At 72.3% G+C, this 14,960-nt stretch carries 10 protein-coding genes; 6 read left to right on the top strand and 4 right to left on the bottom strand.

The window, feature by feature from the left end; all coding sequences use genetic code 11:
* Positions 1–59: 59 nt before the first annotated feature.
* Positions 60–1,202: a glycosyltransferase family 2 protein gene (locus ABXJ56_RS07725; RefSeq protein ID WP_353999107.1), complete on the bottom strand. Its 1,143-nt coding sequence runs from the start codon at positions 1,200–1,202 to the stop codon at positions 60–62.
* A gap of 65 nt (positions 1,203–1,267) precedes the next feature.
* On the opposite strand from ABXJ56_RS07725, the gene ABXJ56_RS07720 reads away from it, so the two are divergent.
* Both ABXJ56_RS07720 and kynA read left to right on the top strand, forming a co-directional pair.
* Positions 1,268–1,522, top strand: coding sequence for a glutaredoxin domain-containing protein (locus ABXJ56_RS07720; protein ID WP_053546548.1), 255 nt, complete (start codon positions 1,268–1,270; stop codon positions 1,520–1,522).
* Between the two features lie 240 nt (positions 1,523–1,762).
* Complete coding sequence (gene kynA, locus ABXJ56_RS07715; RefSeq protein WP_353999106.1) at positions 1,763–2,611, top strand: tryptophan 2,3-dioxygenase; 849 nt, start codon at positions 1,763–1,765, stop codon at positions 2,609–2,611.
* 99 nt (positions 2,612–2,710) lie between these two features.
* Here kynA and ABXJ56_RS07710 read toward each other — a convergent pair whose 3' ends face one another.
* Positions 2,711–5,854, bottom strand: a complete 3,144-nt coding sequence (locus ABXJ56_RS07710) for a S8 family peptidase (protein ID WP_353999105.1) — start codon at positions 5,852–5,854, stop codon at positions 2,711–2,713.
* Positions 5,855–6,029: 175 nt separating this feature from the next.
* Here ABXJ56_RS07710 and ABXJ56_RS07705 point away from each other — a divergent pair, with 175 nt between their 5' ends.
* From ABXJ56_RS07705 to ABXJ56_RS07690, 4 genes are all read left to right on the top strand, one after another.
* Entirely contained in the window at positions 6,030–6,902 is an 873-nt protein-coding gene (locus ABXJ56_RS07705; RefSeq protein ID WP_353999104.1) for a hypothetical protein, read from the top strand.
* Between the two features lie 7 nt (positions 6,903–6,909).
* Entirely contained in the window at positions 6,910–8,175 is a 1,266-nt protein-coding gene (locus ABXJ56_RS07700; protein ID WP_435404964.1) for a kynureninase, read from the top strand.
* Positions 8,176–8,255: 80 nt separating this feature from the next.
* Positions 8,256–10,049 (top strand): aldehyde dehydrogenase family protein, encoded by a 1,794-nt coding sequence (locus tag ABXJ56_RS07695; RefSeq protein WP_353999103.1) that lies wholly within the window; start codon positions 8,256–8,258, stop codon positions 10,047–10,049.
* Entirely contained in the window at positions 10,046–11,704 is a 1,659-nt protein-coding gene (locus ABXJ56_RS07690; protein ID WP_353999102.1) for a GMC family oxidoreductase, read from the top strand. The genes ABXJ56_RS07695 and ABXJ56_RS07690 overlap by 4 nt, the downstream gene beginning before the upstream one ends.
* An 82-nt stretch (positions 11,705–11,786) precedes the next feature.
* Here the strand turns inward: ABXJ56_RS07690 and ABXJ56_RS07685 are convergent, their stop codons facing one another.
* Both ABXJ56_RS07685 and ABXJ56_RS07680 read right to left on the bottom strand, forming a co-directional pair.
* Complete coding sequence (locus tag ABXJ56_RS07685) at positions 11,787–13,328, bottom strand: DEAD/DEAH box helicase (RefSeq protein WP_353999101.1); 1,542 nt, start codon at positions 13,326–13,328, stop codon at positions 11,787–11,789.
* A gap of 231 nt (positions 13,329–13,559) precedes the next feature.
* Positions 13,560–14,918: a glutamate decarboxylase gene (locus ABXJ56_RS07680; protein ID WP_353999100.1), complete on the bottom strand. Its 1,359-nt coding sequence runs from the start codon at positions 14,916–14,918 to the stop codon at positions 13,560–13,562.
* Positions 14,919–14,960: the final 42 nt, after the last annotated feature.

Below are 14,960 nucleotides of genomic sequence, written 5' to 3'. Positions count from 1 at the left end.
GCCGGCTGCACCTCGACAGCCGGCTGACGCCGCCACCCCCCCGGCGGGAAGCACCCGCCTCAGAGCTCGCCGGGGCTCATGGCCTGCTCGTCGACCTGCTCGACGAAGCGGCGTGCGCGCGAGGGCGCGGCATCCTTCCGCGGTGCGTAGACGACGAGCGAGTGGAAGACGAAGCGCACCACGAACGCGACGACGAGGGTGATGGCGGTGGCGAGCACCGCCGAGATGTGCCAGGTCTCGACCATGAGCGCCATGATCGGGATCCGCACCAGCGCCTCGGCGTTGTTGAACCCGAAGGACTTCGCAAACCGCGACCAGACACCGGATGCCGAGTGCTTCATGTCGTGGAAGACGAAGCGCTCCATCAGCAGGAAGTTGCCGATGATGGTCACCTCGGCGCCGACGACCGCGGCGATGACGTAGTCGACGCCGAACTGGGTCAGCGCCCAGACGATTCCGAGGTTCGCCACCGCACCGATCCCGCCGATGACGGCGAACAGCGACATCTTGCCGAACCGCAGGGCGGTCAGCTGAGCGAGGAAGTGCAGGCCCTGCCGGAACGACGCCTTGGACTCGCCCGCGTGACGTCCCGCGAAGTCGAAGGGCACCTCCGCGATGCGGAGGGGCCGGCGGGCGAGGATCTCGAGCAGGATCTTGAATCCGCGGGGCTTCAGGGTCGCGGCATCCACCGCGCGGCGGTCGAGGATGAAGAACCCGGTCATCGGGTCGGTCACCTCGTGCAGGCGGACGGGGAACATCGCCTTGGTCACCGAGGTCGACACCTTCGACACGAGCACGCGCGTACGGTCGGCGAGCCCTTTCGAGGTGCCGCCGCCCGCGTAGCGCGACGCGATCACCACGTCGACGTCGCCGACGGCGAACCGGTCGCGCAGCTCGGGGATCTTCTCCGGCGGATGCTGCAGGTCGCCGTCGATGACGAGGCACGTGTCCCCGGTCGCCGCCGTCATCCCCGCGATGACCGCGCCGCCGAGACCTCCGGTGGGCACCTCGCGGTGGATCAGGCGGACCGGAATCGCCGCGGTGCGGGCGACCTCGGCGATGACGGCGGGGGTGTCGTCGGTGCTGTCGTCGACGAAGAGGATCTCGGTGTCGGACGTGTCGACGACCGCCGTCACACGGCGGACGAGCTCCGCGATGTTCGGCGCCTCGTTGAACGTCGGGACGATGATCGAGAGCGGCATCGCCCCCTATGTTCGCACGGCGCGAACCGCCCCCGACACCGCGTCGGCGGGGCGAGAATAGGGGGATGACCTCGAAGACCATCACCATGTTCGGCGCGGACTGGTGCCGCGACTGCATCCGCACGAAGAAGCAGCTCGACGAGCTGGGTGTGGAGTACACCTACGTCGACCTCGTCGCCGACCCCGCCTCCGCGGATGTCGCCCGCGACATCTCCGGCCGCACCAACATCCCCGTCGTGCTGTACCCGGATTCCTCGCACCACGTCGAGCCGTCCAACGCCGACGTCGAGGCGAAGCTGCGCGAACTCTCCCTCATCTGAGCCGTCCGACGCTCCCGGCCGGGGCCGGCCCCGACGCCGGCCCCGGCCTCGGCTCTGTCGCCCCGCGTGACGGGCGAGGTGCCGCCCGCCGCGCGTACCGAACTCCTCTGTTTGGGATGGCGAGGGGCGCGCAGGGCGGGTTTCGGGCGTGTCGGGCGCGGATCTGAGGAGTTCGGTTCGGCCGGCGGCCCGGCCGGAGGAGCGCGTGACGGATGCCGGGGCCGGTCGTAGGCTTGCCCGATGGCCGTCGAGGACAACACGCGGAAGATCGAAGAGACCGTCGTCACCGACTTCTCCGACCGGATGAGCTACGGCGGGTACCTGCGCCTGGACGCCCTGCTCTCGGCGCAGGAGCCGCTCAGCGACCCGGAGCACCACGACGAGCTGCTGTTCATCATCCAGCACCAGACCACCGAGCTGTGGTTGAAGCTGGTGCTGCACGAGCTGGGCGAGGCCGCTCGCCTGCTCCGCGCCGACGACCTCCCCCCGGCGCTCAAGTGCATCGCCCGGGTGAAGCACATTCAGAAGACCCTCACCGAGCAGTGGTCGGTGCTCGCGACGCTCACGCCCGCCGAGTACGTCCAGTTCCGCGACGTCCTCGGCAACTCCAGCGGCTTCCAGTCGGCGCAGTACCGCGCGATCGAGTTCACCCTCGGCAACAAGAACGCCGCCATGGTCCGGGTCTTCGACGCCGATCCCGCCGCCCGGGCTCTCGTGCAGGGGGCGCTGGAGGCACCGAGCCTCTACGACGAGTTCCTGCGCATGCTCGCGCGCACCGGGTACGCGATTCCGGATGCCGTGCTCACGCGCGACGTCACCCGCGCCTGGACGTTCGCGGAGGAGCTCGTCCCGGTCTTCACAGCGATCTACGCCGACCCGTCGGCGCACTGGGCGGCGTATGAGACGTGCGAGGAGCTCGTCGATCTGGAGGACAACTTCCAGCTCTGGCGGTTCCGTCACCTGAAGACCGTGGAGCGGATCATCGGCTTCAAGACGGGCACGGGCGGCTCGAGCGGCGCCCCGTTCCTGCAGCGGGCGCTGGAACTGACCTTCTTCCCGGAGCTCTTCGCGGTCCGCACCTCGCTGTAGAACCACCGCACGTCGCTGTAGGCATCCCGGTCCGCGGAACCCCGGAACGGGCCGGACCGCGAGGTCCGACCCGTTCCGGGGGGGGGGTGCTTCCGAGCGTCAGTCGCGCACCTCCACGAGGGAGAAGTCGTCCTTCGCGGCGCTGCGGTTCAGCAGCAGCAGTCCGGTCTGGGTCGACTCCCCCGCGGCGGGGTTGGCGGTGACGTCGAGCTTCACGCGATCGCGCGGTCCGACCTCGGTCGTGGCCGGGACGAGGTACTTCTCGCCGCCGACGGTGAACCGCTGTCCTTCGATGGAGTCGGTGACGGCTCCGGTGAAGTAGTTGTCGATCGCCAGCACCGTGTACGAGAACGTCTGCCCCGCCTCGAGCCCCAGCGCCTCCAGCGGCGCGGTGAGGATCTGGGTGGACGAGTCGAACCCGCCGTCGGTGTAGTAGAACGCCGACGCCGCGTTGGTCGCGAGGTCGAGCACGTAGACGACCGACTGCCCGGTGAGGCCGAACCCTCCGGCCTCGGCGTTGTAGATGACGTAGTCGTCCGTGCCGTCCTCGTCGACGTCGACGTACACGTCGAACTCGGCGGGGTAGGTCAGCACCGTCCGGCGGTCGTAGGTCGCGACGGCGAACTGGACGACATCGTCGACGGTACGGACGCCGGTGGCGGCGAGGTCGATGCGCGCCGCGTTGCTCCCGGGAGTGCCCGGATCGCCCGCGGCGGGCTGCGGCTGACGCTCGCTCGTGCCGGTCAGGGCGAACAGCTCCACGCCGCCCGTGCCGACCCGCGAGTCGTTCTTGAGCGTGAGCTCCGCCGCACCGCGCCGGTCGAGCTTCACGCTCTTCGGCGCCGTGACCTCGGCGGCCTTCCGCGGAAGGACCGTCCACCCGACGTGCAGCTCCTCGTCACCGGAGGCCGCGGTGATCCAGCCGTCGAACTCGGGCCCGTTGAGGGCCGAGCCGTCGCCGATCGCCCCGGCCGAGTCGAACGGCCAGTCCTGCAGCCGCGACCCGTCGATCGTGACCCGCACGGTGACCTTCTTGCTCTGCCCGGCAGCGACCGTGACGTTGCGCGGACTGATCTGCAGGTCGACCGCGCGGCTCGCCGCATCGGTGTCGTCGCGGAACGCCGCCGCCATGTCGTAGCGCTTGCGTTCGTCCGACGTGTTCGTCAGTGTCAAGTCGACGGTGAAGCGCTCCGACCGCGTGACCGACGGGATGCCGAGCCCGACGTTGCCGCCGGTGCCGGCGGTCGCCAGCACGCCCACCGCGTCCGCCGCGGGGAGTGCGCGGACCTCGCCCGCACCGACCCGCGAGATCGGGGTGGCGATGAAGCCGTCCGCCGTGGGGGTGCGGTTGGAGGAGTCCGCTCCGTTGAGCAGACGCGCCTTGACCTCTGCCGGGGTGGCGTCCGGGTGCTTCTGGAGCACGAGGGCGGCGACGCCCGAGACGACGGGGGCGGCTCCGGAGGTGCCGCCGAAGTTCGTCACCTCGGTGCCGGTCTGCGTCTCGGCCGACAGCCACGCCCCGGGGGCGCCGATGTCGGGCTTGGCGCGGAGTCCCGTGACGGTGAGACCGCGGCTGGAGGTGCCGACCATGGTGTTCGTCAGCGGGATGGCGGATGCCGGGTCGATCGTGATCGTGACCTCACCGGCGCCGAGGGCGGCGACGAGGGCCTGACCGGCGGCCTGGCTGATCGTGAAGGTGGGAACGACGACCGGCTCGGCGCTGCCGAAGCTGAAGCTCGGCGGGTCGCCCGGGGCGTTGTTGAAGATCACGACCGCGACCGCTCCCGCGGCCTGGGCGAACACGGCCTTGTCGGAGACGTTGCAGACGCCGCGCTGGATGAGCGCGATCGACCCCGCCGGGAAGCCCGCGAAGGCCTCGGGCGAGCAGCCGACGCCGCCGTCGTCCGTGGGCCGCGCCAACGGTGCGGAGATGACGCCCTCCGGGACCGGCGACCAGGCCTGGTGGACGGCGTTGCTGATCGCGTCGCCGCTGGAGGGGTCGAGGACCCACTGCAGGTCGTCGGGGAGCGCCGTCTGCGCGACGCTGATCACTCCGGGAGCCGACGAGGGCGAGCCGACGATGAAGGGGCGGTCGGCGGAGTTGCCCGCCGAGGCGACCACGACGACGCCCGCGCGGACGAGGTTGTCGGCGGCGAAGGACGAGTCGTCCTGGTCCTGTCCGTACGAGGAGCCGAGGGAGAGGTTCACGATGTCGACGGCGTCGGAGATGTCACCGTCGCCGTTCGGGTCCAGCGACCAGTCGAGGCCCTGGAGGATGGCGACGCCGTTGCACGAGGTCGACACCGCCGAGCAGACCTTGACGCCGTAGAGCTCGGCTCCGGGGGCGATGCCCTGGTGCGCGCCGTCGGCGGAGCGTCCGGCGATGATGTCGGCGACGTGGGTGCCGTGACCGCCCTCGGGGCCGCTGTCGATGGGGTTGCTGTCGGGGATCACGTCGCCGTTCGGCCAGACGTCGCCGACGAAGTCGTAGCCGCCCTTGACCTTGGGAGCGTCGGGGCCGAAGAACTCGGCGCAGACGCCGGTGACGTCGGCATCCGCTCCCGCGAAGCACTCCTCGACCACCTCGGGCGTGCCGGGGCCGCCGAGGTTGCGGTGGGTGAAGTCGATGCCCGAGTCGAGGACCGCCACCCGCACACCCGCGCCGTCGATGCCGGCCTCGTGGAGGGGCCGCGCCTGGACGTAGTCGATGGCCTGCGAGAGGCTGCCCGACGCCGTGTCCTGCGGAAGCTCGTGCTTCTCGTAGCGGTTGAGGGGGTTCACCGAGACGACGCCGTCGATCGCGGCGAGGGTCTCCAGCTGCGCGGCGTCGACCGAGACGACCACGACGTTGGCGGCGAGCTGCGTGCGTCCGAGCTCGGCGGCTCCGAGGTTCGCGGCTTCGGCGAGGAAGCCGTCCTGCTGGGTGGCGACGACGTCGCGGGTCTCCTGCTGCACGGGCTCGGCGGGGACGTCGCCCTCCGCGAGCGCACCGTCGGCGACGACCTCGGCGATGGCGGGCTGATCCAGGCGGACCGTGACCTCCACCTGACCGCTCGCGCGCTGGAGGCTGTCGGCGACACCGCGGGGCAGCGGCGTCTCGAAGGTGTCCGAGATCGATCCGTCCGGAACGGGCTCGGGACCGCCCTCGACCGCCCACGCGGCGGGTATCGCACCCAGCGAGAGGATCGGGACCGCGGTCGCGATGACCACCCCCGTGAGGAACCTGCGTCGTCTGTGACCCATGACACTCCTTTTTTTCTGCAGAAGGCTGGTTTCTGCGGAAGGATTCGCCGCTTCCGTGTGCCGATCCGGTGTGAAACGTCGGCGGCGCCGCACCGGGTGGGCGCGGCGCGATAACCGTAGGCAGAGGGTGCGACAACCTCAAAGGTTCCTGAGAGCTTTCTCATACACTGACGCGATGGGCTTCGACGGCACCCTCTTCCCGCCCTTCATCGACCACCACGTGCACGGGCACCTGGTCGACACGACCGCCCTGGCCGCCGGGGGGATTGCGGGCTGGGTCGACCTGGGCGGCGATCCGGCCCGCCTCGCCGCGCGGCGCGGGTCGATGCCGCACCCGGCGTATGCCGGCGCCTTCCTCACCGCCGTGGGCGGGTATCCGTCCGGCCGCTCCTGGGCACCGGGCGGGATCGTCCGCGAGGTGACGGATGCCGCGGATGCGGCCTCGGCGGTGGCGGAGCAGGCGTCCGCGGGCGCCTCGCTCGTCAAGGTCGCGCTGAACGCCCGCTCCGGTCCGGTGCCCGACGGAGAGATCCTCCACGCGGTCGTGGCCGCCGCGCACGCCCGCGCGCTCCCCGTCGTCGCGCACGTCGAGGGCGAGGGGATGACGCGGCGGGCGCTCGACGCGGGCGTCGACGCACTCGCGCACACTCCGTTCGACGACCGCCTCGACGCGGAGCTCCTCGCGCGCGCCGTCGCGCAGACCGTCTGGATCTCGACGCTTGCGATCCACGAGACAGGGCCCGCCGCGGCGTCGACGGCGAGCGGGCACCTCGCGCGATTCCACCGCTCCGGTGGGCGCGTCCTCTACGGCACGGATCTCGGCAACGGCGACCTGCCGCTCGGGGTGAACGGGATCGAGATCGAGCGCCTCCTGGCGGTCGGCATCCGCGGCGACGCGCTCGTCCGCGCCCTCTGCGACCCGTGGCCGCTCTCCCACGCGCCCGCCGGAGTGGGTACGGTCGTTCCGGATGCCGTCGCCGGCGGCATCCGCGAGACCGATGCCGACGTCGCCGCCCGCTTCGCCCGGGCACGCGTGGTGAGGATGTGAGGACGCCGTGACCAGGACCCCTCCCGCGCGCCCGGCCGCGCCCGACGACCTGGACCGCCTCGCCGCGCGCCTGGACGCCGACGATCCGCTGGCCGCGTTCCGCGACCGGTTCGTCGGCAGCGAGACCTCGCTGGTCTACTTCGACGGCAACTCCCTCGGACGCCCGCCCCGCGCGGTGCTCGAGCGGTGGGAGCGGTTCGGCCGCGAGGAATGGGGCGGGCGTCTCATCCGCGGGTGGGACGAGTCGTGGATGGAGCTGCCCTTCACGATCGGCGACGACATCGGCCGCACCGCCATCGGCGCCGCATCCGGTCAGACCGTCATCGGCGATTCCACGACGGTGCTGCTGTACAAGCTGATCCGCGCGGCGTTCGACCATCAGCAGACCGTCGACCCGCGTCGGGTGGAGATCGTCGTCGACCGCGACAACTTCCCCACCGACCGCTATCTCGTCGAGGGGATCGCCGCCGAGAGGGGCGGGCGCATCCGGTGGATCGACGTCGACACCGCCGCGGGGGTCGAGGCCGACCAGCTGCGCGCCGCCGTCGGCGCCGAGACGGCGGTCGTGGTGCTCTCGCACGTCGCCTACCGCTCCGGGCATCTCGCCGACGTCGAGACGCTCACGCGCATCGGCCACGACGCCGGGGCGCTCGTGCTGTGGGACCTCTGCCACTCGGCCGGCTCCGTGCCCGTGGAGTGCGACGCGTGGCGCGTCGACATCGCCGTCGGCTGCACGTACAAGTACCTCAACGGCGGTCCCGGATCCCCGGCGTTCGCGTACGTCGCCCGCCGCCACCAGGCGGCGCTGGCCCAGCCGATCCAGGGATGGATGGGCGCGGCCGACGTCTTCGCGATGGGCCCCCGCTACCGGCCGGCCGACGGCATGCGCCGGTTCCTGTCGGGCACCCCGCCGATCGTGGGGATGCTGGCGATGCAGGACACCCTCGCCATGATCGCCGAGGCGGGCATCGACGAGATCCGGGCGAAGTCGATCGCGCTGACGGAGTTCGCCGTCGAGGCGACCGAGGAGCTCCTGGCGCCGCTCGGCGTCGGGATCGCCTCGCCGCGCTCCCCCGCGCGCCGCGGCGGGCACGTCACGCTCTCGCACCCCCGCATGCGCGAGGTCACCCGGCGCCTGTGGGAGAACGACGTCATCCCGGACTACCGCGACCCCGGAGGCCTGCGCATCGGCCTCTCGCCCCTGTCGACGAGCTTCGCGGAGACCCTCACCGGGATGCGCGAGATCGCGCGCGTGGTCGCCGAGACCGCCTGACCGCGGCATCCGGTCCCCTGCATCCTGAGACGACGTCTCAGCGCGCGGGTACACTGACCGGACGCACGAAGGAGCGCGTCATGCCGCAGGCCTCCCACCTCGCCGCCGGGGCGACCTCGACCACCTCGTCTGCCCTGGGCGACGCCGAGCGCGCGGAGCTGGATGCGGCCGTCGACGACCTGACCCGCGGTGCGCAGACCTGGCGGCATCTGACCCTCGCGCAGCGCGCCCGCCTGTTCGATCGGCTGCACGACGCGATGGCCGCGGGAGCCGAGGAATGGGCGGATGCCGCCTCCCGCGCGAAGGGCCTGGACCCCGGGCATCCGTCCCGAGGCGAGGAGTGGCTGTCGGGCCCGTACGCCGCGCTCGTGGCGACGGCCGCGTACGCCCGGACGCTGCGCACCCTCGCCCGAGGCGCCTCCCCGCTCGACGGCGTCGCGCTGACCGCCGCGCCGGGCGCGCGGGTGCGCGCGCGGGTGTTCCCCGGCGACCTCTCGGACCGGCTCGTGCTGTCGGGGTACACCGGCGAGGTGTGGTTCACGCCCGGGACGACCGCGGCCGACGCCCGGCGTCGCGCCGGCCTCGCCCAGCGCGACCCGCAGGCTCCGGGCGGGGTCGGGCTGGTCCTCGGCGCCGGCAACATCACCTCCATCCCCGTGCAGGACGTCTTCACGGAGCTCCTCGCGCACAACCGCGTCGTGCTGCTGAAGCTGAATCCCCTGCAGGATGCCCTCCTCCCGATCCTCCGTCAGGTCCTGGCGCCGCTGATCGCCGGCGGATACCTGCGGATCGTCCGCGGCGGCGGCGCGGTCGGCGCCCACCTGACCGCCCACTCCGGCATCGACCACGTGCACATCACGGGGGCGGCTGAGACCTTCGACGCGATCGTGTGGGGACCCCCCTCGGGGGCGGCCACCCGACGACGGCGCGAGGGGCGCCCGCGGCTGAAGACCCCCATCACCGCCGAGCTCGGCGGGGTCTCGCCCATCATCGTCGTGCCCGGCCGGTGGAGCGCCGCCGACCTCCGCTTCCACGCCGAGCACATCGCGACGATGCGCCTCCACAACGCCGGCCACAACTGCATCGCCGGGCAGGTCGTGATCCTCAGCGCCGACTGGCCGCAGCGCAAGGCCTTCCTCACCGAGCTCCGCCGCGCGTACGCCGCAGCCCCCGCCCGGCCCCTCTGGTATCCGAACGGCGCCGCGAGCGTGGCCGCGGCCGCGGCATCCTTCCCGCACGCCCTGCGCGCCGGCGGCGAGCGCCTGCTCGTCGAGCTCCGGCCGGGCGACGACGCGTCGCCGATGGAGCAGACCGAGTACTTCTCCCCCGTCCTCGGGGTGCAGACGCTCCCCGGCGACGGGCAGGAGTTCCTCGACCGCGCCGTCGAGTACGCGAACGACCGGCTCGCCGGGTCGCTCGGGGCGAATCTCCTGATCGATCCCGAGACCGAGCGGGCACTGGGGAGCGGCTTCGAGGAGGCCGTCGCCACCCTTCGCTACGGCGCGATCGCGATCAACACATGGACCGGGTTCGTCTTCCTCACCCCGACGCTCACGTGGAACGCGTTCCCGGGCGGCACACTCGCCGATATCGGCAGCGGCACCGGGGTCGTGCACAACGCCCTCCTCCTGGCCGACGTCGAGCGGTCGGTCGGACGCGCGCCGTTCCGGCCGTTCCCGCGCTCCGTCTCGGCCCTCCTCCCCGGTCGGGCGGGCATCTTCTCGGTCCTGCCGAAGCCGCCGTGGTTCGTCCGCGCGCGCACCGGTGCCGCGGTCAGCGCCGGATTCACCCGGTTCCGGGCGAACGGCGGACTCGGCTCGATCCGCGCGATCGCGGGGCTCGCGCCCACCTTCCTCCGAGCGCTGCGCGCATGAGCGACACCGGCCGGGGCGACCTCGTCGCCGACGTCATCGTCGTCGGGGCGGGCTCCGCCGGCGCGGCCCTCGCCGCGCGCCTGTCCGAGGATCCGCGCCGCACGGTGCTGCTCCTCGAGGCGGGGCCGGTCGATCGGGCGCCGGAGCTGCACGTCCCCGCCGCCTTCTCGCGCCTGTTCCGCGGGCGCTACGACTGGTCGTACGACACCGCGCCGCAGGAGCGCCTCGCGGGGCGGCGCGTGTACTGGCCGCGGGGCCGTACCCTCGGCGGGTCCTCGTCGCTGAACGCCATGATGTGGGTCCGCGGGTTCGCCGCCGACTACGACGAGTGGGCGGATGCCGCGGGCCCGGCGTGGTCGTGGGAGCAGCTGGCGCCGCTCTTCCGTCGCGTGGAGCGGACCGACGATCCGGCGGACCCGACACAGGGCGTGGACGGACCGCAGCAGGTCGAGCATCAGCGCGACCCCAGGCCGCAGACCGCGGCGTTCCTGGCGGCTGCGGTGGAGGCGGGGCATCCGGTGACGCCGGCGAACCTCCCCCTCGGGCAGGGGTTCAGCCAGACCATGGTCACCCAGCATCGCGGCGCCCGCGCCTCGACCGCCGACACGTATCTCCGGCCCGCCCGCGGTCGCGCGAATCTCCGCATCGTCACCGGAGCACTCGTGACGCGCGTGATGTTCGAGGAGGCGGATGCCGCAGCCGCCGACGCGGACGGGGTCCCCCGCGCGACGGGCGTCTACGTGCGGATCGACGGCGTCACCCGGCGCGCGACCGCCCGCGCGGAGGTCGTGCTCGCCGGCGGCGCGATCAACACCCCGCAGCTGCTCCTCCTGAGCGGCATCGGCCCCGCCGCCGATCTCACAGGGCTCGGCATCCGTCCGGTGGTGGACGCTCCCGGAGTCGGACGCAACCTGCAGGACCACCTCGTCGCGGGACTAGCCCCGGCCGCGCACGGCGGGACGCTGCACACCGCGACGCGGGCACGGCACCTCGCCCCGTACCTGACACGGAGGCGCGGGATGCTCACCTCCAACGTCGCGGAGGCCTACGGCTTCATCCGGACCGCCCTCGCCGACGACATCGGCATGCCCGCGGACCTCCCCGACATCGAGATCATCTTCGCCCCCGCCCCGTACGTCGGCGAAGGACTGGTCCCGACACCCGGCGAAGGGCTCACGGTCGGTGCGATCCTGCTGCGTCCACAGAGCCGCGGAGAGATCCGACTCGCCTCGGCGGACCCGACCGCCGCCCCGGTCATCGACCCGCGCTACCTCAGCGATCCCGGCCGCGTCGACGAGCGGACGATGCTCGCGGGGCTCGCCGAATGCGAGCGCCTGCTGCGGATGCCGTCCCTCCGCGCCGTCACGACCGGCGGCTGGATCCAGCCCGAGGGCGGGGAGGCGATGACGGCCGCCGAGCGCGCCGAGGCATCGCTCCGGCATCACTCGCACACGCTCTACCACCCGGTGGGGACGGCGCGGATGGGCACGGATGCCGCCTCCGTCGTCGATCCCGACCTGCGGGTGCGTGGCGTGCGCGGGCTGCGCGTCGCCGATGCCTCGGTCATGCCCGTCGTGATCCGCGGCCACACCCACGCCCCGAGCATCGTCATCGGCGAGCGCGCCGCCGACCTGCTCGCCTCGCCCTCCCGCTGAACGCGAACTGCGCCGGGAGTCGCCGTCGAAACGGCGTCTCCCGGCGCAGGATGCGCGTGTCGGGGAAGAGCGGGGGCGCGGGTCAGCGCGCGGTGCGGCGACCCCGGCCGTTCTCACGGACGACGGAGCCGACCATGAGCTTGCCGCCGGAGGACTTCCCACCCTGGGCGCCGCCGCCGGAGGCCCGGCGTCCGGTCGAACGCGGGTTGCCCGCGGACTGCGCCGGACGCTCGGTCGCGGCGTGCGCGGGGCGCGCGCCGCCCGAGGTCTGCGCGCGGTCGGTGCCGCCGGTGCCCTGGGGACGACGACGCCCGCGCGAGGATCCGCCGGATGCCGCACCCGCGCCGGATCCGGACTCGCCGCGCGCCGCGCGCTTGCGCTGCGCGTTCGCGCCCTGGCTGCGTCCGCCGCCCTGGGGGGCGGCGACGACCGGCTCGGGCTTGACGTACGCGGCGACCTCGCCGACGAGCTCGGCGACGACGGCGTCCGTGGCGGTGACCTGCACCGGGGCGACGCTGATCTCGGCCTTGCGCAGCAGCTGGGTCACGTCGCGGCGCTGCTCGGGCAGGACGACGGTCACGACCGCGCCCTCGGCGCCGGCGCGCGCGGTGCGACCCGAGCGGTGCAGGTACGCCTTGTGCTCGGTGGGCGGGTCGACGTGGACGACGAGTTCGACGTCATCGACGTGCACGCCGCGGGCGGCGACGTCGGTCGCCACGAGCACGCGGGCGGCGCCCGACGAGAACGCGGCGAGGTTCCGATCGCGCGCGGGCTGCGAGAGGTTGCCGTGCAGGTCGACCGAGGGGATGCCCTGCGCGGTGAGCTGCTTCGCGAGCTTCTTGGCGTGGTGCTTGGTCCGCGAGAAGAGGATGCGGCGACCCGTGCCGGAGGCGAGGGTCTTCACGAGGTCCTTCTTCGCGTCGGCGTCGGCGACGGTGAAGACGTGGTGGGTCATCGCGGCGACCGGGGAGTGCGCCTCGTCGACCGAGTGCAGCACCTGGTTGCGGAGGAACCGTGCGACGAGCTTGTCGACGCCGTTGTCCAAGGTGGCGCTGAAGAGCAGCCGCTGTCCCTGCGCGGGCGTGGCGGCGAGGATGCGCGTGACGACCGGGAGGAAGCCGAGGTCGGCCATGTGGTCGGCCTCGTCGATGACGGTGATCTCCACCGCGTCCAGGTGCGCGTAGCCCTGGCGCATGAGGTCTTCGAGACGCCCGGGGCAGGCGACGACGATGTCGACGCCTGCGGCGAGGGCCTGGACCTGACGGTTCTGGTTCACTCCGCCGAAGATCGTCGTGGTCACCAGGCCCGTGGCCGCGGCGAGCGGGGCGAGGACGGCGTCGATCTGTGTGGCGAGCTCCCGCGTGGGAGCCAGGACGAGCCCGAGGGGGCGGCGTCCGCGGCGCGCGGGTCCGGTGCGACGCTCGGCGATGCGGGCGACGAGGGGCAGCGAGAAGGCGAGGGTCTTGCCCGAGCCGGTCTTGCCGCGGCCGAGGACGTCGCGGCCGGCGAGGGTGTCGGGGAGGGTGTCGGCCTGGATCGGGAAGGCCGTGGTCTTGCCGTCCGCCGCGAGGGCGTCGACGAGGGGCTGGGGCACGCCGAGCGCGCCGAAAGTCATTTCGGTCATGAAGTGTGTCTCCGGCGCGCAGGGGCGCCTGGGGTCGGTGGCCGGGATCGGATTTCGTTCCCGGGTCGCCGCGTGAATGTCATCGGCCGACGGCAGCCGCCACGGGAGAGCGGATGCGGGCGAGAGAAGCGTTCTAACGACGCAAGAAGCGCGAGAGTCGCGCTGCAAGACCTCCGACACTACCAGCACCGGGCTGAACGTCGGCGGCGAGCGCCTTCCGCTCCGACGCGATCAGTGGTGGAAGACCTCGTTGTGGAGCGACGGCATGGGGGCCTGCAGCGCGTCGAGATAGGCGACCTCGGTGCGGATGTCGGCGAGGAGCTTGTCGGCCATGTCGTGGCTGAGGTCGCGGCGGACGACGATCCGCTGGACGATGATGTGCTCGAGGTTCGCCGGCAGCGGGTAGGCCGGCACCTGCCACCCGCGCATGCGCAGACGATCGCTGAGGTCGTACAGCGTCCAGTTCTCCGTGTGGTCCTTCTTCAGCGTCCACGCGAAGACGGGGATGTCGGTGCCGCGGCTGATCAGCTCGAACGGCTCCATCGCGCCGATGCCGTCCGACAGGTGCACCGCGACATCCTGCGATCCCTGCTGGATGTCGGTGTAGCCGGCGTAGCCGAGCCGCAGGAACATGTAGTACTGCAGGAGCACCTGTGCGCCGGGGCGGGAGAAGTTGAGGGCGAAGGTCGGCATGTCGCCGCCGAGGTACGACACCCGCAGGACGAGATCCTCCGGGAGCCACCTCGCCTCCCGCCACACCACCCACCCCACGCCGGGGTACACGCCGCCGTACTTGTGACCGGACGTGGAGATCGAGTGCACGCGCTCGAGGCGGAAGTCCCACTCGAGGTCGGGCTGGAGGAACGGCGCGACCATCGCACCGGAGGCCCCGTCGACGTGGAGCGGGATGTCGAGGCCCGTGTCCCGCTGGATCTCGTCCAGCACCGCCGCGATCTGCTTCACCGGCTCGTACGCCCCGGTGTAGGTGACCCCGAGGATCGCCACGACGCCGATGGTGTTCTCGTCGACGTAGTCGGCGAGCCCCGTTCCGTCGAAGACCGGGTGCTCCTCGGTGACGGGCACGAGCCGCATCTCGACGTCCCAGTAGTTGCAGAACTTCTCCCACACCACCTGCACGGCGCTGGACATGACCAGGTTCGGCTTCTCGGTCGACTTCCCGGCGGCGCGGCGGGCGTGCTGCCAGCGACGCTTGAAGGCGAGCCCGCCGAGCATGCACGCCTCGCTCGACCCGATCGTGGAGGTGCCGATCGCGTCGTCGGCCGACGGGGCGTTCCACAGGTCCGCGAGGATCCGCCAGCACTTGTCCTCGACCGCCGCGGTCGAGGGGTACTCGTCCTTGTCGATCATGTTCTTGTCGTACGACTCGGCGTAGAGCTTGTTGGCGTAGTCGTCCATCCACGTGCCGACGAAGGTCGCCAGGTTCAGCCGTGCGTTGCCGTCGAGGAGCGCCTCGTCGTGCACGAGCTGATAGGCGGTCTGCGGCAGCAGGGGCTCGGCGCCCAGCCGGTTGCGGCCGATGGCGCTGGCGCCGGTCTGCCGGTCGAAAAGGGGCGTCAGTTCGCTGTCCATGGGTGACCTCCGAGGCCCACTCTGGCGTGCCGGGCACCGAAA

It is taken from the genome of Microbacterium aurantiacum, from assembly GCF_040532595.1.
GTDB lineage: Bacteria > Actinomycetota > Actinomycetes > Actinomycetales > Microbacteriaceae > Microbacterium > Microbacterium chocolatum_B.
Note: the sequence above shows the minus strand (reverse complement) of the source record. Positions and strands in the feature narration are given on the sequence as shown.

Excerpts from the sequence above, each read along its gene's own strand:
- ABXJ56_RS07725 (WP_353999107.1), bottom strand. The coding sequence starts at position 1,202 with ATGCCGCTCTCGATCATCGTCCCGACGTTCAACGAGGCGCCGAACATC.
- ABXJ56_RS07720 (WP_053546548.1), top strand. The coding sequence starts at position 1,268 with ATGACCTCGAAGACCATCACCATGTTCGGCGCGGACTGGTGCCGCGAC.
- kynA (WP_353999106.1), top strand. The coding sequence starts at position 1,763 with ATGGCCGTCGAGGACAACACGCGGAAGATCGAAGAGACCGTCGTCACC.
- ABXJ56_RS07710 (WP_353999105.1), bottom strand. The coding sequence starts at position 5,854 with ATGGGTCACAGACGACGCAGGTTCCTCACGGGGGTGGTCATCGCGACC.
- ABXJ56_RS07705 (WP_353999104.1), top strand. The coding sequence starts at position 6,030 with ATGGGCTTCGACGGCACCCTCTTCCCGCCCTTCATCGACCACCACGTG.
- ABXJ56_RS07695 (WP_353999103.1), top strand. The coding sequence starts at position 8,256 with ATGCCGCAGGCCTCCCACCTCGCCGCCGGGGCGACCTCGACCACCTCG.
- ABXJ56_RS07690 (WP_353999102.1), top strand. The coding sequence starts at position 10,046 with ATGAGCGACACCGGCCGGGGCGACCTCGTCGCCGACGTCATCGTCGTC.
- ABXJ56_RS07685 (WP_353999101.1), bottom strand. The coding sequence starts at position 13,328 with ATGACCGAAATGACTTTCGGCGCGCTCGGCGTGCCCCAGCCCCTCGTC.
- ABXJ56_RS07680 (WP_353999100.1), bottom strand. The coding sequence starts at position 14,918 with ATGGACAGCGAACTGACGCCCCTTTTCGACCGGCAGACCGGCGCCAGC.